The following is a 21656-nucleotide window of genomic DNA, read 5'->3' as shown; positions in this document are numbered from 1 at the left end:
CGGGCAGTCAGAGCGACTTGCCCGCTTTTTTTATTTCATGCTGCGTTTCAGGCGAGCCCGGACGCTTTCCTCGGGCTTGAGTCGACGGGGCCAGCAGACATGAAACGGCGCCATCAGACCGCCGCCGGCACGTCGAAGACAAAACAGGTTGTGGTCGCATGGGCGTACAGCTTGCCTTTTTCGTCTTCGATACGCGCCTCTGCCGTGGCGATCTGCCGGCCAATGTGGATAACCGTGCCGACCGCACGCAACGGGCCGGTCTTGTGCGAGGCTGGCCGCACAATGTTGATGCTGAGTTCGGCCGTGCTGTAGGAACGCCCGGCCGGTAGCGTGGTTTGCACTGCACAGCCCAGCGCTGAGTCCAGGAGCGTGGCAAACCAGCCACCGTGCACCGTGCCCAGCGGGTTGTAGTGCTGCAGCAGCGGGATGCCTTGGAACAAGACGCACCCGGTGCCCACCTCCAGCAAGGTCATGTTCATGGTTTCGTTCATGGGTGGATACGGCAACTCGCCGGACATCATGGCTTCGAGAATCTCACGCCCGCTCTTACCGGCGAGCTGCTCCATTCGGGCGAGGCCAGGCTTGCCACCACCTGCAACCGAACGTTGCCGCGAAGCTTCATGCTGAGAGGTCCAGTCAATAGTCGGAGTTTTCATAGGTTTTCCTGACAACCGCTACGGGTGTTTTCAGAGACAAACAATCCTCGCACCTGCGCTACGAGGTCGATCCTGCTCGGGCTTTCAGTTGAGTTCAAAAGTTTTTCTAAGGCTTGAATCCACGGGGCCAAACGGCATAAAGCGGCGCAACTTGCTCCGCAAGGATGCTTGACCGGCCGGCGTGCGACGCATGCGCCAAGCACCAAGCGCTGCTTCAACAATGGTGTTTGCAACGCCGTCGGGTTCGGGCGCACTTTTGACCGTGTTGACGATGGCGCGAGATGCAAGTTCACGCTCACGGTCATAGTCGGCGATTCCTACACTTGCCAAAGGCGCATTGCTGTCCAGATTGGTCTTCGTGAAAGACGGTTCGACCAGCGTTACTTCTAACCAGCAAACGCCACATGCACACCGACCACCATTGGAGTGCTGCCAACATGACGTCTGGGCGATGTTTTTCAGGCGAGCCCGAACGTTTTCCTTAGACCCTTCTCGACCGGGCCGGCCGGCATGAAGCGGCGCAACTTGGCCAGAAGAGAGGCCTCGCCTTTGGGCGTACGGCGCATCTTCCATGCTCCCAACGCGGCGTCGACAATCGTGGCGGCGACGCCATCGGGCTCGGGCGCTTTTTGGACATTGTTCTGGATGGCCTGGGAAACGATGCCGAGCTCTTTGTTGTAGTCCGGGATTCTGGAGACGGTCTGGGGCGCGTTGAGATCCAGGTTGGTTTTGGTAAAGGAGGGTTCGACAAGCGCCACGCGGATGCCGAATTGGCGCACCTCGTGATCCAGGGTCTCGGACAGTCCTTCGACGGCATGCTTGGATGCCGAATAGAGCGCCATGTACGGCGCAGGCAAAAAGCCCAGCACCGAGCTGACGTTGACAATGCGACCAGAACGCTGTTCGCGCATATGCGGCAGCACGGCCTTGATCGTGCGCAAGAGACCGAACAGGTTGGTGTCAAACAGCGTCTGGGCTTCGGCAATCGACGTTTCTTCCATCGCGCCCAGCAAGGTCACGCCCGCGCTGTTGACCAGCACGTCGATGCGCTGGGCTTGCGCAATGATGGTCTGGATCCCGTGCTCAATCGACGCTTCGTCACGGATATCCATCTGAATGAGTACAACGCCAGGTATGGCTTGCGCTTTTGCCGTGTTGCGCACGGTACCGAATACACGGCAACCCTGCTTGGCAAATTGCATGGCGGCGGCGCGCCCGATGCCCGATGACACGCCGGTAATGACGACAACTTTGAAATTCGACATAACAGTTCCTTTTTGATTTGGGTGAATAGCAGGGATGAATGGCAGATCAGTGGTGCAATGGGGCTGGCCTGATCTTGAACCAGATGGAATACATGGCCGGCAGGAACACGAGGGTCAGAATCGTCCCAGCGAAGGTGCCGCCGATCAGCGTGTAAGCGAGGGTGCCCCAGAACACCGAATGGGTCAGCGGGATGAAGGCCAGGATCGCCGCCAATGCGGTCAGGATCACCGGACGCGCGCGCTGCACGGTCGCTTCGACAAGCGCACGGAAGGGATCCAGCCCGGCCTGTTCGTTTTCACGAATCTGACCGATCAAGATCAGCGTGTTGCGCATCAGGATGCCCGACAACGCGATCAAGCCGACCAGCGCATTGATGCCGAAGGGCTGCTGGAACAGCAGCAGGGTTGGTACCACGCCGATCAGTCCCAGCGGACTGGTCAGGAAGACCATCACCATTCCCGCGATCGAGCGAACCTGCAGGATGATGATGAGCAGGGTGATGGCCAGCATGATGGGGAAGATCGGCAGCATGGCGACCGTCGCCTTGCCTGATTCTTCGATGGAGCCGGCTTCGACGATGTGGTAGCCACTCGGCAGCTTGTCCATGATGGGCTGGAGTTGCTGGGTGATGGCCGTCGACACGTCCGGCGGCTGCAAGCCTTCGGCGATGTCGCCACGGATGGTGATCGTCGGCACACGGTCGCGTCGGCGCATGACCGGTTCTTCCATGCGCACCTCGACCTTGCCCACCTGCGACAGCGGGATGCGCTGCCCGTTGGCGCCAGCCAGCGTGAAATCGCCAATCTTGGCCGGGTCGAGCCGGTTGTTGCCCGCCGAGCGCGCGACAACCTGCACCGTGCGAATGTCCTCCCGCACGGCAGTGACTGGAATGCCACTGAGCAGGAATTGCAACTGTTGCGCCACGGAACTGGAAGTCAGGCCCACGGCCTGCAATCGGTCCTGCTGCAAGGTGAAGTGCAGCGCGGGCGTGCGCGTACCCCAGTCGGTGTTGACCGTGCGCATCATCGGACTGGCGTCCATCACCCGCTGCACCTCAGCCGCCACTTTGCGCAACACCTCCGGATCCGGGCCGGAGACCCGGTAGGCCACCGGATACGGCGAATACGGACCAAACACGAGCTGGGTGACGCGCACGCGCGCCTCTGTGGCGAGGCCGTCAGCGATGGCCTCGCGCAGCCGCTTTTTCAACACCTCGCGCTCGTCCTGGTTGTCCGTGCGGACCACGATCTTCGCAAACGACGGATCAGGCAACTCCGGTCCCATCGAGAAATAGAAGCGTGGAGCGCCCTGGCCGACGTAGGCGGTGACGATCTTGGCTTCCTCTTGCTTGGCCAGCCAGGCTTCCACCTTCTCCGCAGCGGCGCTGGTCTGGGTGATCGACGTGCCATAGGGCATCTGCACTTCGACCAACACTTCAGGCCGGTCGGAGATCGGGAAGAACTGTTTCTTGACCACCGCCATGCCAAGCACCGACACCACGAACAGGCCGATCACCGTGCCGGCGACGATCCACTTGCGGGCAATGACGCGCCCCAGCAGGCGACGAAAGCGGTTGTAGCGCGGCGTGTCGTAGATGGCCTCGTGACCGCCTTCGACCTGTCTGAAGTCGGGCAACAGCTTGACCCCGAGATAGGGCGTGAACACCACCGCCACCACCCAGGAGGCGATGAGCGCGATGCCCACGATCCAGAACATGTTGCTGGTGTACTCACCCGCCGTGGATCGGGCGAAGCCGTTGGGCATGAAGCCGACGGCCGTGACCAGCGTACCCGACAGCATGGGGGCGGCGGTATGGCTCCAGGCATAGGCCGAGGCCGCGATGCGGTCATAGCCTTCTTCCATCTTCACCACCATCATTTCGATGGCGATGATGGCGTCGTCCACCAACAAGCCCAGTGCCAGGATCAGGGAGCCCAGGGTGATGCGGTCGAAATTCTTGCCGCTGGCGAGCATCACCGCAAAGACGACGGCCAGCGTCAGCGGCACGGCCGCGGCAACCACGACCCCGACACGCCAGCCCATGCTCACGAAGCTCACCAGCATGACCACCAGCACTGCGGCAAAGAACTTGACCATGAACTCGTCAACCGCCGAGCTGATGTTGACGGCCTGGTCGGTGACCTTGGCCAGGCTCATGCCCAGCGGCTGCTCGGCGTTGATCGCACTGACTTCGCCGTCCAGCGCCTTGCCCAGGTCGAGGCCGTTCCAGCCGTCGCGCATGATGACGCCCAGCAGCAGGGCGGGTTCGCCGCCGTTGCGGATCATGAAAGTCGCCGGGTCTTCATAGCCACGCTTCACCGTGGCGATGTCCGAGAGCTTCAGCGTGCGCCCCGGCGTCACTACGGGCGTGTCGCGAATCTTCTGCAATTCATCGAAAGCGCCGTCCAGGCGAATGAACACCTCTGGCCCCTTGGTCTCGACGGAGCCGGCCGGCGTCAAAGCGTTCTGGCTGTTGAGCGCGGCGAACACCTCTTGCGGGCTGACCCCCAGCGTTGCCAGACGATCATGCGAGAACTCGACAAAAATGCGTTCGGACTGCTCGCCAACGATATTGACCTTCTTCACGCCCGGCACATGCAGCAGCCGCTGGCGCAGCGTTTCCGCGTCGCGAACGAGCACGCGCTGGGGTTCGCCCTTGGCCTTGAGTGCGAACAAGGCGAAGGTCACATCGGAATACTCGTCGTTGACCATCGGCCCGATCACGCCGGGCGGCAGATTGCGTACTTCGTCACCGACCTTTTTACGGGCTTGGTAGAACTCGTCCTGCACTTCCGATGGAGGGGTGCTGTCCAGCAAGGTCAGTGTGGTGAACGCCAATCCAGGACGGGTGTAGGTCTCGCTGCGGTCATACCAGCGCAGCTCCTGCAAACGCTTTTCGATCTTCTCGGCGACCTGGTCCTGCATCTCCTGCGCGGTAGCACCGGGCCAGGCCGTGATGATCGTCATCACCTTGATCGTGAATGAGGGGTCCTCCGCCCGACCCAGCTTGAAGAAGGACATGACCCCGCCCAGCGAGATCAAGAGGATCAAGAACAGGGTGATGGCACGCTCGCGCACGGCGAGCGCGGACAGGTTGAAACGACCTTCGCTCATGGCCGCGCTCCTTCAGTCGCAGTGGCGACGGCAAGGCCCGCCACCCGGACCTGTTCGCCTTCACGCAGCAGATGCGTGCCGAGTGCGACGATCCGCTCACCTGCTTTGAGTTGACCGGCAATGCGCGCGCCGTCGTCGCCGAGGCGCTGGACCGTGACCGGCCGCCAAAAAACCTTGGCGGGCTCGCCTTGAATGACCCAGACGCCTGGCCCCTTGCCCGCGTCGAACAGCGCGCCTATCGGTACCGACAAACCACCTTGCACCGCGGCATGCGCCTCCGGGATCTGAATGGTGACTGTGGTGCCCAAGGGCGCGTTGGACAGCTCTCCCTCCAGCACATAGCGCGCCTCGAAAGTGCGGGTCAGCCGGTCTGCGGCGTCCGAAAGCTGCCTGAGTTTGGCCGGAACGGCAACGCCTTCTTTGCCAAACAGCGTGGCCTGGCCGGCTGAACCGATCGCAGGGCGCAAGGTTTCCGGCAACTGGATGATGGCTTCACGGCGTCCGGCATGGGCCACACGCACCACGGCCTGTCCTGCGTTGACGACCTGGCCAGGTTCGACCAGCGTTTCCATGACGACGCCATCGGTATCCGCCACCAGCTCCGTATAGCGGCTCGCGTTGCGCGCCACTTCAGCCTGGGCTTCGGTCACATTGAGCTGGGCTTTGGCGGCATCTGCCGCCGCCTTGACCTGGTCGTAGGCTGAAGCCGATATCGCGCCGGTCCCGCGCAGATCGCTGTAGCGAGCTTCCTCCTGCGCCGTTTGCTGCGCCCGCGCTCGGGCGGCGGCTACCGCTTCCTGCTGAGCATGAGCTGCGAGCTTCAGATCGACGGAGTCGATGCGCATGAGCGCTTGCCCGCGCTTGACGGTTTGCCCCGTATCCACAAGGCGTTCCAATACCTTGCCGGAGACCCGAAAGCCCAGATCGCTTTGTACCCGAGCGGCTACGGTTCCGGTGAAGGTACGTGATGCAGCGACCGCCCCCTGGATGGTGGCCGCACGTACCAGCGGCGCTTCGGTGCGTGGATCGGATTGCGTCTTTTCGCCGCAGGCGACCAACGCAAACGGCAATGCAGATATGACAGCAGAGAAAACGAGGCGGCGGCGGAACATATAGAAATCCTGTAAAAAACTAAACAGGATTTCATTTTGTTACTAGTAACCAAATTTGTCAATAGTCACAATAAATTTTCCAAATTTAAGGCGACAAGCTGCGAAGCACCAGACTAGACAGTTGAGCCGGCGCGTCATCGGTGTAATCGAAGTTGTACTGCAGGAGCAGCGGATTGAGGTACGGGCGCATGACCAAGTAGATCGCCGTCGCCGCCTCGTCTAGCGGCGTCTTGCGCTCGAACTCCCCTGTTTCACGCCCCTGGCGCAAGATGTCCTGCAGCATGACCTGGATACGCTCCTCATAGGCGCGCACCGCCTCCCAACGCTCGGTAGCGGCCGAGGCCGCGATGTCATAAAGCTTGCGATCTTCAAAAAACAAGCGAAGACTCGACTCAACGGCCACCTTGAACATGCGTCGCAGCTTCTCTGGCGGGCGGTCGACGCCGTCAATGGCTGCTCTGACCTCCGTTTCGACCGCGTGCAGGCAATTCGCGCAAATCAGTTCGCCTATGGCCTGCTTGGACTCGAAAAACTTGTAGATGTAGGCCTTGGAAAAGCCGATGGCCTTGGCCAGATCGGAGACGGTCGTCTTCTCGTAACCGTACAAACCGAAGTGCTTGGTCGCTGCGGCAACGATTTGATCACGCACCTCGTGATCGATAGGGCCTCGGGCTGGGCCCGGATAAGTGCTTGCTTTGCTCATGATCGACAGCTTACCTTCCATATTCGATTTTCGCAACTAGTGACGTTTTGGTAATATAGTCACTTTCATTTCTCCCTTTCACTTCACGGAAGATGCCCATGCTACTCAAACGTACTCTCTTCATGTTAGCCGTCGCCAGTCTTTCAGCGGGTTGCGCTGTCGGGCCGGATTACCTTCGGCCTGCCCCCTCCATGCCAGACCGCTACCTGGGTCAAACTGCAGTTGAGCAACGGCATGCCAAAGCCACCGCCGACTTCATCGTGTGGTGGGGAGGCTTTGGCGATCCACAACTGACCCGCTTCGTAACGCTTGCGCTGGAGCAGAATCTGGATCTCGCGCAGGCGTCCGCTCGGGTCGCCCAGGCGCGCGCGGGACTTGGGGCCGCGAATGCCGCGCTGCTGCCTTCCGGCAACATCAATGCCCAAGGTGCGCGAGCCTACCAGTCGGTTGAAACGCCGTTGGGGCAAGTTTTGAATTCAAGGCCCAATTTCGATCGCTACGGCAATGCCTATGAGGCCAGCCTCGGCGTAGGCTGGGAGCTGGACGTCTTCGGTGGCGTGCGTCGCGGACGGGAAGCGGCACTGGCCGAGTACCAGGCTTCGGAGGCCGGCGCGGCGGCGACACGACTGGCGGTGGCGGCGCAGACCGCCGACGTCTACATCAGCATCCGCGGACTGCAAACTCGCCTGGACGTTGCCCGCAGGCAGGTACAGACGCAACAGAAGCTACTCTCGACAATCAATCTGCTGTATGGCAAGGGGCTGGCAGCCGAACTTCAAGTGCGGCAGGTCGAGGGCGCGCTCGCCCAAGTGCGGGCATCGGTACCGGTCCTCGAAGCAGGGCTGGACACGACCATGAATGCGCTGGACGTGATGCTGGGCACACCGCCCGGTACGCACCGGGAGGAGCTGGCGAATGCTGGCGCTATTCCGGCCGCCCCGCAGATCGCATCAACCGGCTCGCCGGGTGATTTGCTCAGGCGCCGGCCCGATCTGATCATGGCCGAACGCCGCCTGGCTGCGTCGAACGCGCGTATTGGTGTGGCCATTGCCGAGTACTACCCCAAGCTCTCTCTGGGTGGGCTGATCGGCAGCGCGACATCGGTGTCCGGTGGCAACCTGTTCACTAGCGGTGCAAGCCAGGCCGCCGGTGTGTTGGGCCTGCGCTGGCGTCTGTTCGACTTCGGCCGCATCAACGCGCAGATTGACCTGGCCAAAGGCCAGGAAGCCGAGGCGTTAGCCGCTTATCGGCTCGCCGCGCTGCGTGCGACCGAAGACGTGGAAAACGCGTTCTCGTTTCTGGTAAAACGCGAGGACCAGGCCGGCATACTGACTCAGGGTGTGGACTCGCTCAGTCGAGCGAGGGGGGCTTCGTTCGCGGCGTACCAGAAAGGGGGCGTCAGCCTGATCGAGGTCCTGCAAGCCGATGAGAACTTGCTACGCGCCTCCGATATGCGCGCGCAAGCACAAACCGAATCGGCACGCGCGGCCGTCGCGGCGTTCAAGGCACTCGGCGGCGGTTGGCAGCCCCGGGAATCCGAAACGGTAGCGATTAGATAAGCGCAGTACGTGCCAACGGAGATGACGGAGCGCATATAGAACTTCGCCTCAGTCCTCTCCCAAAGATTGAAAACGTCATGCAGTGAGCTGAAAACGGCTTGGTAGCGGACATTTTCTAGGGCTAACGGGACGGCGGCGATGCAGGTCGCAATCCGGGGCGCAGCAGCCAAGCGGGCCGTGCCCCGGCGCCCACTGCCAGCCCGACCGTCCAGAACACCACCGAGACCCCCACAACCGCGCCTGCGGTACCGAACAGCAGCGGCATCAGCACACTGGAGGCGTTAATGGACATCAGGCGCAAACCCAGCGCCTCGCCATGTCGCGCCTCGGGCGTGATCTGGTGCAGCGTGCTCATGATCATGGGTTGAACCGAACCCAGCGCCAACCCCAACAGCACCGAACAGACACCCATCGCCAGCGGTGACTGCATGAACGGGTACGCCCCGAAAAGCACCGCCGTGATCGCCATGGCCGAAGTGACGATGACCCACTCGCGCACGCGCGAGGCAAACAGCGGCAGCAGCACGCGCACAAACGTGGCGGCAAGGGCGAAGGCGCCCAGAATCGCGCCAATCACCGACGCGCTGAAACCCCGTTCGTGCCCCAGCACCGGCACCACAAAAGTGTGGACATCCCAGCACGATGACAGCAGCCAGTTCACCAGCATCAGGCGTCGCATCAGGGGTTCACGCAACAAATCCCAGGCCTTGTTGGGAGTCTTCCCCTGTTGGCCGGCCACAGGCGGCAGCTCGATCGTATGGCGCACCCAAAACCAGGTCGCCAGCGGCAACACGGCCATGAACAGGAAAGCCGTGCGAAAGCCGCTGTGGTCAATCAACAGGCCGGCCGCCAACGGCCCAACAAAATTGGACACGGCCGGACCGATGGCCAGCCAGCTGAACACTTTTTTGAGCTCGTTCGCATCCTGCGCGGCCCGCCCCACATGACGCTGCAGGGAGATGGAGGCCACCCCGGTGGCGCCGCCGGTCATCAAGGCACTCAGGCACAGCACGGCAAAAACCGGATATATCACCGCCAGTCCGGCGCCCACCGAGGCCGCCAGCACGCACAAGCCGACCGGGCGCTTGAGCCCGTGGCGGTCCACATAGCGGCCCGCAGGTAGTGCCAGAAAGACTTGGGTCAAAGCAAACAAGGCCAGCAGAAAGCCCACGGCCAGCGCACTGAAGCCCTCGCGCAGCGCCAGCAAGGGCGCGGCCATGCGCATGCCTGCCATGCAGGCGTGCAGGAATATCTGGCCCGCAATCAGGCGCGCCAGCGCAAAACGGGAAGTCTGCGTGTCGGTGGACGCCAACTTCACGCCCGCTCGGCCTCCACATCGTTGTCAAAATCCTTGTCCATCGGAATCAGCGCTGGCACTTGCACGTCAGGCAGCGCCTCGACTTTTTTCAACGCCCGGCCCATGGCGCGGCTGCGGGTCTCGGCACTGTCGAGCGTCTTGAGCACGGTTTCGGTTTGCGACTTGACCCGGGCCAGCACGTCGCCAAACTTGCCGAACTCGGTTTTGACCGCGCCCAGCACCTGCCACACTTCGCTGGAGCGCTTCTCCAGGGCCAGGGTGCGAAAGCCCATTTGCAGCGAACTGAGCATGGCCAGCAGCGTGGTGGGGCCCGCCAGCGTAATGCGGTGCTCGCGCTGCAAGGCCTGCATCAGGCCAGGACGGCGCAGTACCTCGGCATACAGGCCTTCGGTCGGCAAAAACAGAATGGCGAAATCGGTGGTGTGCGGCGGCTCCACATATTTATCGGCGATGGATTTGGCCTCCAGCCTGATGCGCACCTCCAGCGCCTTGCCGGCCGCCTCGGCTCCCAACACGTCGGCCCTGCCCTGCGCGTCCAGCAGACGCTCGTAGTCTTCATTGGGAAACTTGGCGTCGATCGGTAACCACAGCGGCTCGCCGTGCTCGGATTTGCCAGGCAGCTTGATGGCGAAGTCGACCACGTTTTTACTGCCCGGACGTGTCGCCACCTGTGCGCAATACTGGTCGGCCACAAACACCTGCTCCAGCAGCGAAGCGAGTTGGGCTTCGCCAAAAATGCCGCGCGCTTTGACATTGGTCAGCAGGTGTTTGAGATCGCCCACGCCCTGCGCCAGGGTTTGCATCTCGCCCAGGCCTTTGTGCACCTGCTCCAGCCGGTCCGCCACTTGTTTGAAGCTTTCCCCCAGTCGGGTTTGCAGGGTGGTCTGCAGTTTTTCGTCCACCGTGGCGCGCATCTCGTCGAGCTTGGCCGAATTGGTGGTTTGCAGCTGCGCCAGTTGTTTTTCCAGGGTCTCGCGCACTTCATTCATGCGCCGCGCGTTGGATTCACTCAAACCGGACAGCTGGTTGGTGAGCGTGTCGGCCAGCGTTTTCTGCAGCAGCGCCAGCTGCTGGCCAAAAGCATCAATCTGGGTGTTTTGGGTGCGTGTGGCTTCGGCCCCCTGTTGCACCAGCATCTGCTGAAAAGTGGCGAGATTTTGCGTCAGCTCCTGGCGCCCGCCGCGCGATGACTCGCTGATCTCGCGACGCAGTTCACTTTCAAGGCGCTCCATGCGCTCGGCGCCGCCCTTGACAGCGGCCAGCACCTCCGCCTTGCCCTGCTCCGCCGCCAGCGCCCCGCGGGCGTCCGGCCGACGCAATGCCAGCCACCACAATACCAAACCATTCAAGACAGCCAGTGCCAACACCAGCCAAAGCAAAACATCATTCAAAGCAATTTCTCCCCAAGGCGCTATTGTTGTTCAAAACACGCCCGGCTCTGGCAATTGGGGAGATAGAACAGCCAAACCGAATTTGAGGGTATCGCCACCCAAGTTTGGCAGCGCAGCGCTGCTCCGGGCAACCGTGCTGATGGGGGGGGCCTATGGACGGCTCACTCTGGTGTGATGGCTGGCCCAGGCCGAATCGACAAGCGATCCAGCACCGAGGCGATCAGGTCGATGGGCATCGGGAAAACGATGGTGGAGCTCTTTTCCCCGGCAATTGCCGTGAGCGTCTGCAGGTAGCGCAATTGCATCGCCTGCGGGGCCTGTGCCAATGTTTGCGCCGCCTCCAGCAGCTTGGCGGACGCCTGCAACTCGCCCTCGGCGTGGATAATTTTGGCGCGCCGCTCGCGTTCGGCTTCGGCTTGCTTGGCAATGGCGCGCACCATGCTTTCGTTCAAATCGACGTTCTTGATCTCCACCTTCGAGACCTTGACACCCCAGGCGTCAGTCTGCACATCAAGCACCTGCTGCAGTGCCTGGTTGATTTTGTCGCGCTCAGCGAGCAACTGATCAAGTTCGTGCTTGCCAAGAATGGCACGCAAGGTCGTCTGCGCCAGTTGCGAGGTGGCCAACATGTAATTTTCGACCTGGATGATGGCGAGTTGCGGGTCCACCACGCGGGCGTAGACCACGGCGTTGACCTTGACCGAGACGTTGTCGCGCGTGATGACATCCTGCGGCGGCACATCCATCACCACGGTGCGCAGATCCACGCGCACCATCTGCTGGATACCGGGAATCAGGATGATCAAACCCGGGCCTTTGACTTTCCAGAAGCGCCCCAGCTGGAACACCACGCCGCGCTCGTACTCGCGCAAGATGCGTACTGACGCAGCCACCAGCATGATCAACACAATCGGAATGAAGCCGTAACCGATTTCCCAGTACATAGGTTTCTCCTTGTTCGAGGTTATGGGCCTGAAACCCCTGACGACCGGCCTGCCGCGGCCCCACCCGTGGGCACCGCTTCAATCGGCTCCACCTGCAGCACCAGCCCCTTGCGCCCGATCACGCGGACACGCTGACCGCGATGCAACGGCACGTCCGAGAGCACACGCCAGCGTTCGCCACGCAGACGCATCCAGGTGGCATGGGTGGTGACCTCAAGAACTTCGCCGGTAGCACCCGGCAATTCCTCCGAACCGCTGACCACCGGCCGCGTTCGGGCTTTGAGCGCGAGCCGGAACACCACCAGCACGAACAGCACGTTGACCACGGCCACGGTGGCGATCAAGCCGCGCGGAATACCGAAGCCCGGCATGTCTGTATCGATCAGCATCACTGAACCAATGACAAAGGCGATGGTGCCGCCGATGCCCAAAGCCCCAAAGCTGGGCAACAAAGCCTCGGCCACCAACATGGCAAAACCCAGCACGATCAGCGCGACGCCCGCATAGCTCACCGGCAACATCTGCAGCGCAAACATGCCCAGCAGCAACGCGATCGAACCCGCCACACCCGGCACCCCGAAACCGGGCGTCGTCAGCTCGAAATAGAGACCGTAAATTCCGAGCAGCAACAGCAGGTACGCCACCGTCGGGTCGGTGATGATGCCAAGCAGCCGGGTACGCCAGTCAGGCTCAATGATCACCGCGCTTCGGCCCCGACTGTCCACGGTATGCCGCACGCCATCACTCATTTGCACCGAGCGCCCGTGTGCTTGCTGCAGCAGCGCTGCCAGGTCAGCGGCGATGAAATCAATCACCCGCTGAGACTGCGCCTCCTGTGCGGACAGGCTGACGCCATCGCGCACGGCCCGGTCAGCCCAATCTACATTGCGTCCGCGCATCTGGGCCAGCGAGCGCAGGTAGGCGGCCGAATCGTTGACGATTTTGCGCGTCATGGCATCCGCCCCCGGACGCACAGCTTCGGTCGGGTCTTTGGGTTCACTGGCCTTGCTGTCCGGCGCACTGGACGGAACCGGTTTGTCGGGTGCACCTGGCGCTGGCGTTCCAGGCAAGCCACCCATTTGCACCGGCGTGGCGGCACCGAGGTTGGTTCCAGGCGCCATGGCGGCAACATGGCTGGCATAGACGATGTAGGCGCCCGCACTGGCGGCCCGCGCGCCGCCGGGCGCCACCCAGGCCGCCACCGGCACGGGTGAGGCGAGGATGTCCTTGACGATCTGGCGCGTCGAACTGTCCAACCCGCCGGGCGTGTCAATTTGCAGAACCAGCAGAGGCTTGCGGTCCTGCGCTGCCCTTTTCAGGCCGCGCGCAATATAGTCGGCAGTGGCGGGGCCGATCGGGCCGCTCACGCGCAGCAATGGCACGTCAGACCCTGCCGAGCGTTCCTGCGCCGCCACGAGCACCGTGACGGCCAGGATCGCCAGCGCCAGCACAAACTTCATGGAACCACCAGAACATCCCGCAATGTATGGTGCAGCACATGTTGGACCATGCTGCCCAGCAGGCGTTCTGGGCCGGCACCGTGCCCGTGGTGGCCCACCGCCACGCAATCAGCGTGCAAGGTCGCGGCACGCTCAACAATGGCCCGCGACGGCACATCTTCAAGCACTTCGGCAGCGACCTGATGTTGAAACCGGGTCGTCAACTCTCGCGCCATCTGCTCAAGCTGTCGCACGGCCAGCGCGTGCATCGATTCATGCGGCACCCGCATCTGATCCTTCTCGACGGCACTCGTCCCCAGGACGCGTTCCAGTGCGGGGTCCACGGCATAGAGCAAGTGATGCTGTGCCGCCGGAAACAAGCTGAGGGCGACCGTTGCCACGCGCGCCGAGCCCTCGTGCATGTCAACCGCCAGAAGTACTTTTTCGTAAGACCGGGCGCCGCCCGAACGCACAATCAGGACCGGGCACGCGAGTGAGCGAACCACCTTCGACGCGGTACTACCCAGTCCCGTCGCGGCCGGCTCGGCACGCGAACCCATAACCACCAACGCGACCTCGTGGGCGCCGGCATAGGCCTTGATGCCACTGTCCGCCTTGCCAACGGAGAACCCGGCTTCGACGCGCAGCCCGGTTTGCTTGGCCAGTGCTGCCGCCAGATCGCTCAGGTGCTGGCGCATCAGGACGTCCGGCGGCGCATTTCGGGTCAGGCGCTGCGGGTCAAAGATACCCTTCACACTGTGCCCGAGGCTTACATCGAACGCATGCAACAGACGCAGCGAGGCGCCATGCGCCACCGCCAGTTGCACCGCGCGCTCGACCGCTGCATTCGAACCGGGTGAAAAATCGGTAGCCACCGCAATGCTGTGAATGATCGTCATGATCGCGTTCTCCTCGTGCGTTCGAAGCCGCTGCGGCACCACGAATTGAAGGTGCCTGTGCTTATGCTCCACCATTCCCGGACGGGGTCTTTGATCATCATCAACTCCGCTGATTCGCCGCACGCCAATGCGTCTGTCCGCTGCGGCAAGCCATCAAAAAAAGAGCACACTTGCTGTGAAACGTCATCAGGACCCGCCATGTACGAACAGCAGACACCGCTCTGGTTGCGCCGCACTGTGCTCACGGGCTTGCTCGGTGGCCTGCTGCTGGCGGGCTTTGTGGTGATGCAACCCTTTCTGGCGGCCATCGCATGGGCGGCCATCCTGAGCTATGTATCTTGGCCACTGCACCTGCGTGTGCTGACCTGGTTGCACGGTCGCCGGACCTGGGCCGCATTGGCCATGACCGTATTCCTGACGCTGATCCTTGGTTTGTCGCTCTTCTGGCTGGGATTTTTGTTGCGCAGCGAAGGCATGGCGGGCATTCGCGAGGCCGCTGCGCTAGTAAAAGGCGGCATACGCCTGCCGGAGGCTATCCTGCGCATTGCGTGGCTGGGGCCCTGGCTGCAGGAGCAACTCACGGCGCTCAGCGGCGACCGCGCGACTTGGGGCGCCCCACTGTCAGACCTGGCCGAGCAATGGGGCGGTCGCGCCATGCGCCTGGTCGGCGATTTTGGCTTGAATGCGCTGCGCCTGGCCATTGCCTTGCTGACATCCTTCTTCCTGTTTCGCGAAGGCGACCGTCTGCTCGAACAATTGCGCGGCATCATGCACGGCCTGCTCGGGAACCGGGTACAGGCCTATTTCGAGGCAGTGGGCGACACCACGCGCGCCGTGGTTTACGGCCTGTTGCTGGCGGCCCTTGCGCAAGGCTTGCTGGCAGGCCTGGGCTATTGGGTCGCCGGTGTGCGGGCACCGGTCTTCTGGGGTGCCGCGACTGCCGTGGTGGCACTCATCCCCTTCGGCGCGCCTGTGGTCTGGGGTTCTATCGGCGTGTGGCTGCTGTTAAAAGGTCAGGTGAGCGCAGGGGTCGGACTGCTGTTGTGGGGCGCGCTGGCGGTGAGCTGGATCGACAACCTGGTGCGACCGCTGGTCATCAGCGGCGTGGCAAAAATTCCCTTCCTGCTGGTGTTGTTCGGCGTCCTGGGCGGGCTGGCGGCCTTCGGCCTCATCGGTCTGTTCGTCGGGCCGGTGATTCTGGCTGTTCTGCTGGCGCTGTGGCGCGAATGGGCTGACGACAACGCACATGGGCCCAGGCGAACGCCCGATTGACGCACATGGCGCTATGGCTTCGGCAGCACCTCGGGATTCAGCGGCGTGAGGGGCTTGCCCTGCGTCAAAAACCCGATCAGGTTATCCGCTGCCAGATTGGCCATGGCCAGCCGCGTAGGCAACGTGGCACTGGCGATGTGCGGCGTCAGCACCACGTTGGGCACGCCCAGCAAATCCGGGTGCACTTTGGGCTCCCCTTCGAACACGTCGAGCCCGGCGGCGGCAATGGTCTTGTTGCGCAGGGCAAGCGCCAGCGCCGCGTCATCCACAATGCCGCCGCGCGCGATGTTGATCAGCGTCGCGCTGGGTTTCATCTGCGCCAGCTCAGCCGCGCCGATGGCGTGGTGGGAAGACGCAGAGTACGGCAGCACCAGCACCAGATGGTCGGCTGATCCGAGCAGCTCTTCCTTGCTCACATAACGGGCCTGGCATTCGGCCTCGGTCGCCGCGTCCAGGCGCGACCGGTTGTGATAAATCACCTTCATGCCAAAGCCAAGGGCGCCGCGCCGGGCAATGCCCTGGCCGATACGGCCCATGCCCAGAATGCCGAGCGTGCTGCCGTGAATATCGGAGCCGGCGAACATGTCGTAGCTCCATTTGCTCCACTGCCCTGCCCGCAAAAAATGCTCGGCTTCCGCCATGCGACGAGCGGTGGCCATCAGCAAGGCAAAGCCAAAATCGGCGGTGGTCTCGGTCAATACATCCGGCGCGTTGGTGGCGAGCACCCCGGCGGCGGTCATGGCCTCGAGGTCGAAGTTGTTGTAACCCACCGCCATGTTGGCACAGACTTTCAGGGCCGGGCATGCGGCCAGCAACGCGCCGTCAATGCGCTCGCTGCCGGTGGTGAAGACGCCCTGCTTGCCCTGCAATTTGGCAATCAGCTGCGCGGGGGTCCAGACTTGATCGGTCTGATTGGAATCCACATCAAAGTGCTGCGCCAATTTGGCAATGACTTCGGGAAAAACGGCCCGTGCGATCAGGATGTTGGATTTGCTCATAGTTAATAGCCTCTAGCGAAACCAGATGAAGGTCATGACGATGAACAGCGGAATCAGGACAGCACCTGACCACGCCATATAGCCGAAGAAACCGGGCATCTGGACACCCCGGTCTTCGGCGATGGCCTTGACCATGAGGTTCGGCGCATTGCCGATGTAAGTGTTGGCGCCCATGAACACGGCGCCGGCTGAAATCGCGGCCAATGTGGGCGCCAGCGCATTCATCAGCACTTGCGGATCACCACCCGCCGTATTAAAGAAAACCAGGTAAGTGGGCGCGTTGTCCAGGAAGGAGCTCAAGGCACCGGCAGCCCAGAAATACATGGCTGGGTCGGGCGTGCCGTCGGGTCGCGTGACCGCGGCCACAATGGCGCTGAATGGCCCGTTCACACCCGCCTTCAGCATGGCAATCACGGGAATAATGGTCAGAAAGACACCGGCGAACAGTTTGGCCACTTCTTGCATCGGTCCCCAGGAAAATTGGTTGTCCTCGTGGACTCGAGCGGGCGTAATCATGAGCGAGACAGCCGTCACGGCAATCAGGCCAGCATCACGCACCAAGCCGGGCAAACCGACTTCGATACCAAACAGATTGAAGACCACGGCTGATTTCCAGAAACCGCTGAGCAGCACCAAGGCCGCGATCAGACCGAGCAACCAGAAGTTGGCCACCCCATCAAAACCGATACGCTTGCTGTCGGGGGTGGGGTCCACCAGCAATAGCTCCCCGCGCCGGTGGTAATACCACGAGTCCATGAGATAGAAAATCGCCAGCAGCGCACCTACCAGAAAAAGCGTTTCCGGGAAAATATGGCGAACCGTCCAGAAAAAATCGACGCCCTTGAGGAAGCCAAGAAACAGCGGTGGATCGCCCAACGGCGTCAGCGAGCCGCCCGCGTTGGAGACGATAAAGATGAAGAACACCACGACATGCGCCTTGTGAACGCGGTGGTCGTTGGCACGAATCAAGGGGCGAATCATCAACATCGACGCACCCGTGGTCCCCATGAAACTGGCCAGTACCGCGCCAATAGCCAGAATCGTCGTATTGAGCCCGGGACCGCCACGCAAATTGCCCCGGATGTAAACCCCGCCTGCCACAGCAAACAAGGCTGTGAGCAACAGAATGAAGGGGATGTATTCCGCCACCAGCGCGTGTGCAAAATTAGTCGCGGCCGCATCGACGCCATACACCAAGGCAAATGGCAGCAAGAAGGCCAGCGACCAGGCTGCGGTCACTTTGCCAAAGTGGTGATGCCAGAAGATCGGCGCGAACAAGGGCATCACCGCAATCGACAGCAGAACGCCAGCAAATGGCACACCCCACAGTGGCGAGAGCTGGCTGCCATCAAACTCTGCGGCCTGAGCCAGCCCTGGCAGAGCAAAAAGGCCTGCCGCGGCAAGCCAGTTAAGTAATTTCATATTTTTTTGTCTCCGGTTCTGATGCCGGCAGAGCATACCCGGTCAGGCAGGCTGGGTAATGTCAAAGACCTGACGCAAGTAGGCCAGGTATTTTTCATCGTCGCACATGTTCTTGGAGGGCGTATCGCTAAGCTTGGCCACGGGCTGGCCGTTGCAGCGCACCATTTTGATAACGATTTGCAGCGGCACATGGTCCGGCGCGTCGCCCAGGTCGTTGGTCAGGTTGGTGCCGATGCCAAAGGCCAGCTGGCAGCGTCCACGAAACTGCTGGTACAGCTCAATGGTGCGCGGCACGGTGAGCGCGTCGCTGAAAATCAGGGTTTTGGTGCGCGGGTCCACCCGGTTGCGGCTGTAGTGATCCAGCATGCGCTCACCCCACTGAAAGGGGTCGCCACTGTCATGACGGGCACCATCAAACAGCTTGCAGAAAAGCAGGTCAAAATCGCGCAAAAAGGCATTCATACCGTAGACATCGCTCAGGGCAATGCCCAGATCACCCCGGTATTCCTTGGCCCAGGACTCGAAGGCGTAAATCTGGCTGTCGCGCAGGCGCGGCCCCAGCGCCTGGCAGGCTTGCAGGTACTCATGCGCCATGGTCCCCAGCGGCGTGAGGCCCAGTTGCATGGCAAACAGCACGTTGCTGGTCCCCGCCAACTGGCCCGGCACGCCAGAGACATGGCCGGGGCTCTGGCCGGTGCCCAATCGGGCTGCCAAGACCCGCAAAACTTCTTCGTGCCAGGCCTTGGAAAAGCGGCGACGCGTGCCGTAATCCGCAATCTTCAAATCGCTCAAGCCCTCTGAGCGCAGTTGGCCAATCTTGATGTCCAGGCGCTGGCGGCCCTCCAGCAGATCCGGCAGTTTTTGCGTGTTGCGGAAGTACACCTCGTTGACGATGGCCAGCACCGGAATCTCGAACAGGATGGTATGCAGCCAGGGGCCCCGGATGGTGATGTCGATCTCACCCGAAGGCAGCGCGGTCACCGTGATGTATTTTTCATTGAGTTTGAACAGCCCCAGAAAGTCTACGAAGTCGCTCTTGATGAAACGTAGCGACTGCAAATAGGCCAGCTCGGCATCCTGGAAATGCAGTCTGCACAGCGAACGGATTTCATCGCGAATTTCATCCACGTACACCGCCAGATTGCGCGTGGCCTGCCCTGTGAGCGAGTCAATGCCAGAATTGCGGCACTTGAACTTGTATTCAACCTGGGCACCCGGAAACTGGTGCAGCACCACCTGCATCATGGTGAACTTGTAAAGGTCGGTGTCGAGCAGGCTGGTGATGATCATGACAACCAGTGCGTGAACTCTTCCACCGGCACCCGGGGGGTACGAAACGTATTCACCACATCAGTCTCATCTGCGTAGCCCAGCGCCATGCCGCAAACCAGCATCTCATCCGCACCCGCACCGATGTGCGGCAGGATGATTTTGGCAAAGCCATTCCACGCCGCCTGGGGGCAGGTGTGCAGGCCACGGCCGCGCGCCGCCACCATGATGTTTTGCATGAACATGCCATAGTCCATCAGTGAACCCCGCCCCATGACGCGGTCCATGGTGAACATCAGGCCCACCGGCGCGTCAAAAAACCGGTAGTTGCGCTGGTGCTGCAAGTGCATCTTGTCCTTGTCGCTTTTTTCAATGCCCAGCAGGCCGTACAGGCCCCAGCCATTCTCGCGGCGGCGGTCGATGTAGGGGCTGACCCATTTTTCGGGGTAATAGTCGTATTCCTCGCGGTAGTCGGCCGCCAGCGCCGGATTGGCACGGATGGCGTTGTGGGTGGCGCACACTTTGTCCACCAGCACCGCGCGACTGGCGCCCTGCAGCACATACACCTTCCAGGGTTGGGTGTTGGTGCCCGATGGCGCCCGGCTGGCCACCTGCAGCAGTTCGGTAATGGTCTGGCGCGAAACGGGCTGTTGGGTAAAGGCGCGGGTCGACATACGCGAGGTGATCGCAGCATCCACGATGGTTTGGGTCATGCAAGAGTCTCCAGAACAGTTTTCAGATTTAAAGGCAGAGGCACCGGGCGGCGGCTGTGTTTGTCAACGTAGACATGGATGAAGTGGCCCTTGGCCGCAGTGAGCAACGCGCCTTGGGCAAACAGGCCCACTTCGTAGCGCACGCTGCTGGAGCCCAGCCGGGCCACGCGAATGCCAGCCTCAACGGTTTGCGGAAAAGCCAAAGGAGAAAAATAGTTGCACTGGGTCTCAATCACCAGACCGATCGTCTCGCCCTGGTGAATGTCGAGTGCGCCATGCTCTATCAGATGGGCATTCACGGCGGTGTCGAACCAGCTGTAATAGACCACGTTATTCACGTGACCGTAGGCGTCGTTGTCCATCCAGCGCGTGGTGATGCTGCGAAACACCTTGTAGGCACTGCGCGGTTCCGGTTGGGGTTTGTCTGATTGGGGTTCGCTCATGAGGACTGATTCTGCCAGCGCTGCCAATAGTCAAGCGCAACGCGGTAGGTGTTGAGCTGGATCTGCACAGTTTCTTCAATTTTGGCGCCATAGCCCCCGGCCATGACGAAAGCCAGCGGGATACGCCGGGTAAAACACCAGTCAAACACACGCCGGTCACGCGCCTCCAGGCCGTCGATGCTGAGCTTGAGGCGCCCGAGACGGTCCCCCTCAAAAGGGTCCGCACCGGCCAGATAAATCACCAGCCCGGGATTAAAACGATGGCCCAGTTCATCCAGCGCCTGTTCAAGCGCCACAGCGTAGTCAGCATCGCCACACCCATCGGCCAGCGCCACATCCAGATCGCTGCATTCCTTGCGAAATGGAAAGTTCTTGTCGCCATGCAATGACAGGGTGAACACGCTGTCGTCATGCTGGAAGATACATGCCGAGCCATTGCCCTGGTGAACATCCAGATCAATCACCGCCACCTGCAGGTGAGCTCGGCGAACACCGGCAGGCCGTCCCGCAGTGCGACCCCACTCCGCCTGCATCAGTCGGGCGGCAACGGCCACATCATTAAACACACAAAATCCACTGCCTTTGTCGGCGTAGGCATGGTGCGTACCACCTGCCAGGTTCGCAGCAATGCCCTCTTGCAAGGCGCTACGCACCGCCGCGACGGTCGCTCCGACGGAACGCCGCGCGCGCTCCACCATGGCGTGACTCCAGGGGAAACCGATCTCACGTTGAGCCGCCGCATCCAAGGTACCGCCCACAATCGACGCCACATAGGCCGGGCTGTGCGCCAGCGCCAGTTGCCCGTCGCTGGCGCAGGGCGCCTCCATCAACTGCAGCGCTGGAAAGGCCAGCGCCAGCTGTTCCCGCAGCATGCGGTACTTGGCCATGGGGAAGCGATGCCCCGACGGCAGGGGCAACACATATTGGTCCGAGTAATAGGCCTTCATAACGACATTGTGTCGGGCCCCTAAGACCCGTTTTCTAGAATCTGCTGCCTAATATGTTGCATTGCAGCAAAAATCACTTGCAGGGGTTCGTGATATCCCTATAATTCAAACCATGCTGCACTGCAACATAAACCAGTCCAAGACTGGGGTACGGAGCAGATATTATTTTTTCTCATTCTCACTGGAGATAC

The 21656-nt window shown here is 61.6% G+C and carries 18 protein-coding genes and 1 pseudogene; 2 read left to right on the top strand and 17 right to left on the bottom strand.

From position 1 onward, the window contains the following. Positions 1 to 113: 113 nt before the first annotated feature. From C5P05_RS33415 to C5P05_RS33390, 6 genes and pseudogenes are all read right to left on the bottom strand, one after another. Positions 114 to 656: a PaaI family thioesterase gene (locus tag C5P05_RS33415; protein WP_114974155.1), complete on the bottom strand. Its 543-nt coding sequence runs from the start codon at positions 654 to 656 to the stop codon at positions 114 to 116. 84 nt (positions 657 to 740) lie between these two features. Next, a pseudogene (locus tag C5P05_RS33410) lies at positions 741 to 1046 on the bottom strand (short-chain dehydrogenase/reductase); the annotation flags it as partial. A 68-nt stretch (positions 1047 to 1114) separates the two neighbouring features. Further along, positions 1115 to 1921 (bottom strand): oxidoreductase, encoded by an 807-nt coding sequence (locus tag C5P05_RS33405; RefSeq protein WP_114974154.1) that lies wholly within the window; start codon positions 1919 to 1921, stop codon positions 1115 to 1117. 46 nt (positions 1922 to 1967) lie between these two features. Continuing rightward, positions 1968 to 5036: an efflux RND transporter permease subunit gene (locus C5P05_RS33400; RefSeq protein ID WP_114974153.1), complete on the bottom strand. Its 3069-nt coding sequence runs from the start codon at positions 5034 to 5036 to the stop codon at positions 1968 to 1970. After that, the gene (locus C5P05_RS33395) at positions 5033 to 6148 is read right to left on the bottom strand and encodes an efflux RND transporter periplasmic adaptor subunit (RefSeq protein WP_114974152.1); all 1116 of its coding nucleotides are present in this window, start codon (positions 6146 to 6148) and stop codon (positions 5033 to 5035) included. The genes C5P05_RS33400 and C5P05_RS33395 overlap by 4 nt, the downstream gene beginning before the upstream one ends. A gap of 85 nt (positions 6149 to 6233) precedes the next feature. Continuing rightward, positions 6234 to 6851, bottom strand: a complete 618-nt coding sequence (locus C5P05_RS33390) for a TetR/AcrR family transcriptional regulator (protein ID WP_114974216.1) — start codon at positions 6849 to 6851, stop codon at positions 6234 to 6236. A gap of 98 nt (positions 6852 to 6949) precedes the next feature. On the opposite strand from C5P05_RS33390, the gene C5P05_RS33385 reads away from it, so the two are divergent. Continuing rightward, positions 6950 to 8410 carry an efflux transporter outer membrane subunit gene (locus C5P05_RS33385; RefSeq protein WP_114974151.1) on the top strand — a complete coding sequence of 487 codons (1461 nt, stop codon included), beginning with the start codon at positions 6950 to 6952 and terminating at the stop codon, positions 8408 to 8410. A 121-nt stretch (positions 8411 to 8531) separates the two neighbouring features. Here C5P05_RS33385 and C5P05_RS33380 read toward each other — a convergent pair whose 3' ends face one another. From C5P05_RS33380 to C5P05_RS33360, 5 genes are all read right to left on the bottom strand, one after another. Further along, the gene (locus tag C5P05_RS33380; RefSeq protein ID WP_114974215.1) at positions 8532 to 9644 is read right to left on the bottom strand and encodes an MFS transporter; all 1113 of its coding nucleotides are present in this window, start codon (positions 9642 to 9644) and stop codon (positions 8532 to 8534) included. A gap of 80 nt (positions 9645 to 9724) precedes the next feature. After that, entirely contained in the window at positions 9725 to 11119 is a 1395-nt protein-coding gene (gene rmuC / locus C5P05_RS33375) for a DNA recombination protein RmuC (RefSeq protein ID WP_114974150.1), read from the bottom strand. 161 nt (positions 11120 to 11280) lie between these two features. Continuing rightward, positions 11281 to 12063 carry a slipin family protein gene (locus tag C5P05_RS33370; protein ID WP_114974149.1) on the bottom strand — a complete coding sequence of 261 codons (783 nt, stop codon included), beginning with the start codon at positions 12061 to 12063 and terminating at the stop codon, positions 11281 to 11283. A 20-nt stretch (positions 12064 to 12083) separates the two neighbouring features. Continuing rightward, positions 12084 to 13523: an NfeD family protein gene (locus tag C5P05_RS33365; RefSeq protein ID WP_114974148.1), complete on the bottom strand. Its 1440-nt coding sequence runs from the start codon at positions 13521 to 13523 to the stop codon at positions 12084 to 12086. Further along, positions 13520 to 14401, bottom strand: a complete 882-nt coding sequence (locus C5P05_RS33360; protein WP_198674941.1) for a universal stress protein — start codon at positions 14399 to 14401, stop codon at positions 13520 to 13522. The genes C5P05_RS33365 and C5P05_RS33360 overlap by 4 nt, the downstream gene beginning before the upstream one ends. Before the next feature lie 198 nt (positions 14402 to 14599). On the opposite strand from C5P05_RS33360, the gene C5P05_RS33355 reads away from it, so the two are divergent. After that, positions 14600 to 15673: an AI-2E family transporter gene (locus C5P05_RS33355; RefSeq protein WP_114974146.1), complete on the top strand. Its 1074-nt coding sequence runs from the start codon at positions 14600 to 14602 to the stop codon at positions 15671 to 15673. Positions 15674 to 15684: 11 nt separating this feature from the next. On the opposite strand, the gene C5P05_RS33350 is transcribed toward C5P05_RS33355, so the two are convergent. Genes C5P05_RS33350 through C5P05_RS33325 form a run of 6 tightly spaced genes read right to left on the bottom strand, consistent with a single transcriptional unit; the run spans position 15685 to position 21465 of the window. Beyond that, positions 15685 to 16671: a 2-hydroxyacid dehydrogenase gene (locus C5P05_RS33350; RefSeq protein ID WP_114974145.1), complete on the bottom strand. Its 987-nt coding sequence runs from the start codon at positions 16669 to 16671 to the stop codon at positions 15685 to 15687. 12 nt (positions 16672 to 16683) lie between these two features. Then, the gene (locus C5P05_RS33345) at positions 16684 to 18093 is read right to left on the bottom strand and encodes a sodium:proton antiporter (protein WP_114974144.1); all 1410 of its coding nucleotides are present in this window, start codon (positions 18091 to 18093) and stop codon (positions 16684 to 16686) included. A gap of 42 nt (positions 18094 to 18135) precedes the next feature. Beyond that, positions 18136 to 19383: a nicotinate phosphoribosyltransferase gene (pncB, locus tag C5P05_RS33340; RefSeq protein WP_114974143.1), complete on the bottom strand. Its 1248-nt coding sequence runs from the start codon at positions 19381 to 19383 to the stop codon at positions 18136 to 18138. Beyond that, positions 19380 to 20075: a nitroreductase gene (locus C5P05_RS33335; RefSeq protein WP_114974142.1), complete on the bottom strand. Its 696-nt coding sequence runs from the start codon at positions 20073 to 20075 to the stop codon at positions 19380 to 19382. Before C5P05_RS33335 ends, pncB begins: the two co-directional genes overlap by 4 nt. Further along, positions 20072 to 20518, bottom strand: a complete 447-nt coding sequence (locus C5P05_RS33330; RefSeq protein WP_114974141.1) for an acyl-CoA thioesterase — start codon at positions 20516 to 20518, stop codon at positions 20072 to 20074. The genes C5P05_RS33335 and C5P05_RS33330 overlap by 4 nt, the downstream gene beginning before the upstream one ends. Continuing rightward, positions 20515 to 21465: a histone deacetylase gene (locus C5P05_RS33325; protein ID WP_114974140.1), complete on the bottom strand. Its 951-nt coding sequence runs from the start codon at positions 21463 to 21465 to the stop codon at positions 20515 to 20517. Before C5P05_RS33325 ends, C5P05_RS33330 begins: the two co-directional genes overlap by 4 nt. Positions 21466 to 21656: the final 191 nt, after the last annotated feature.

Source organism: Rhodoferax ferrireducens (assembly GCF_003347515.1).
GTDB lineage: Bacteria > Pseudomonadota > Gammaproteobacteria > Burkholderiales > Burkholderiaceae_C > Rhodoferax.
The sequence above is the reverse complement of the archived record's forward strand: the minus strand, read 5'-3'. Positions and strand labels throughout refer to the sequence as shown.

Excerpts from the sequence above, each read along its gene's own strand:
- C5P05_RS33345 (WP_114974144.1), bottom strand. The coding sequence starts at position 18,093 with ATGAAATTACTTAACTGGCTTGCCGCGGCAGGCCTTTTTGCTCTGCCA.
- C5P05_RS33365 (WP_114974148.1), bottom strand. The coding sequence starts at position 13,523 with ATGAAGTTTGTGCTGGCGCTGGCGATCCTGGCCGTCACGGTGCTCGTG.
- C5P05_RS33385 (WP_114974151.1), top strand. The coding sequence starts at position 6,950 with ATGCTACTCAAACGTACTCTCTTCATGTTAGCCGTCGCCAGTCTTTCA.
- C5P05_RS33405 (WP_114974154.1), bottom strand. The coding sequence starts at position 1,921 with ATGTCGAATTTCAAAGTTGTCGTCATTACCGGCGTGTCATCGGGCATC.
- pncB (WP_114974143.1), bottom strand. The coding sequence starts at position 19,383 with ATGATCATCACCAGCCTGCTCGACACCGACCTTTACAAGTTCACCATG.
- C5P05_RS33335 (WP_114974142.1), bottom strand. The coding sequence starts at position 20,075 with ATGACCCAAACCATCGTGGATGCTGCGATCACCTCGCGTATGTCGACC.
- C5P05_RS33355 (WP_114974146.1), top strand. The coding sequence starts at position 14,600 with ATGTACGAACAGCAGACACCGCTCTGGTTGCGCCGCACTGTGCTCACG.
- C5P05_RS33360 (WP_198674941.1), bottom strand. The coding sequence starts at position 14,401 with ATGACGATCATTCACAGCATTGCGGTGGCTACCGATTTTTCACCCGGT.
- C5P05_RS33415 (WP_114974155.1), bottom strand. The coding sequence starts at position 656 with ATGAAAACTCCGACTATTGACTGGACCTCTCAGCATGAAGCTTCGCGG.
- C5P05_RS33380 (WP_114974215.1), bottom strand. The coding sequence starts at position 9,644 with ATGGCAGGCATGCGCATGGCCGCGCCCTTGCTGGCGCTGCGCGAGGGC.
- C5P05_RS33330 (WP_114974141.1), bottom strand. The coding sequence starts at position 20,518 with ATGAGCGAACCCCAATCAGACAAACCCCAACCGGAACCGCGCAGTGCC.
- C5P05_RS33350 (WP_114974145.1), bottom strand. The coding sequence starts at position 16,671 with ATGAGCAAATCCAACATCCTGATCGCACGGGCCGTTTTTCCCGAAGTC.
- C5P05_RS33325 (WP_114974140.1), bottom strand. The coding sequence starts at position 21,465 with ATGAAGGCCTATTACTCGGACCAATATGTGTTGCCCCTGCCGTCGGGG.
- C5P05_RS33370 (WP_114974149.1), bottom strand. The coding sequence starts at position 12,063 with ATGTACTGGGAAATCGGTTACGGCTTCATTCCGATTGTGTTGATCATG.
- C5P05_RS33395 (WP_114974152.1), bottom strand. The coding sequence starts at position 6,148 with ATGTTCCGCCGCCGCCTCGTTTTCTCTGCTGTCATATCTGCATTGCCG.
- C5P05_RS33390 (WP_114974216.1), bottom strand. The coding sequence starts at position 6,851 with ATGAGCAAAGCAAGCACTTATCCGGGCCCAGCCCGAGGCCCTATCGAT.
- C5P05_RS33400 (WP_114974153.1), bottom strand. The coding sequence starts at position 5,036 with ATGAGCGAAGGTCGTTTCAACCTGTCCGCGCTCGCCGTGCGCGAGCGT.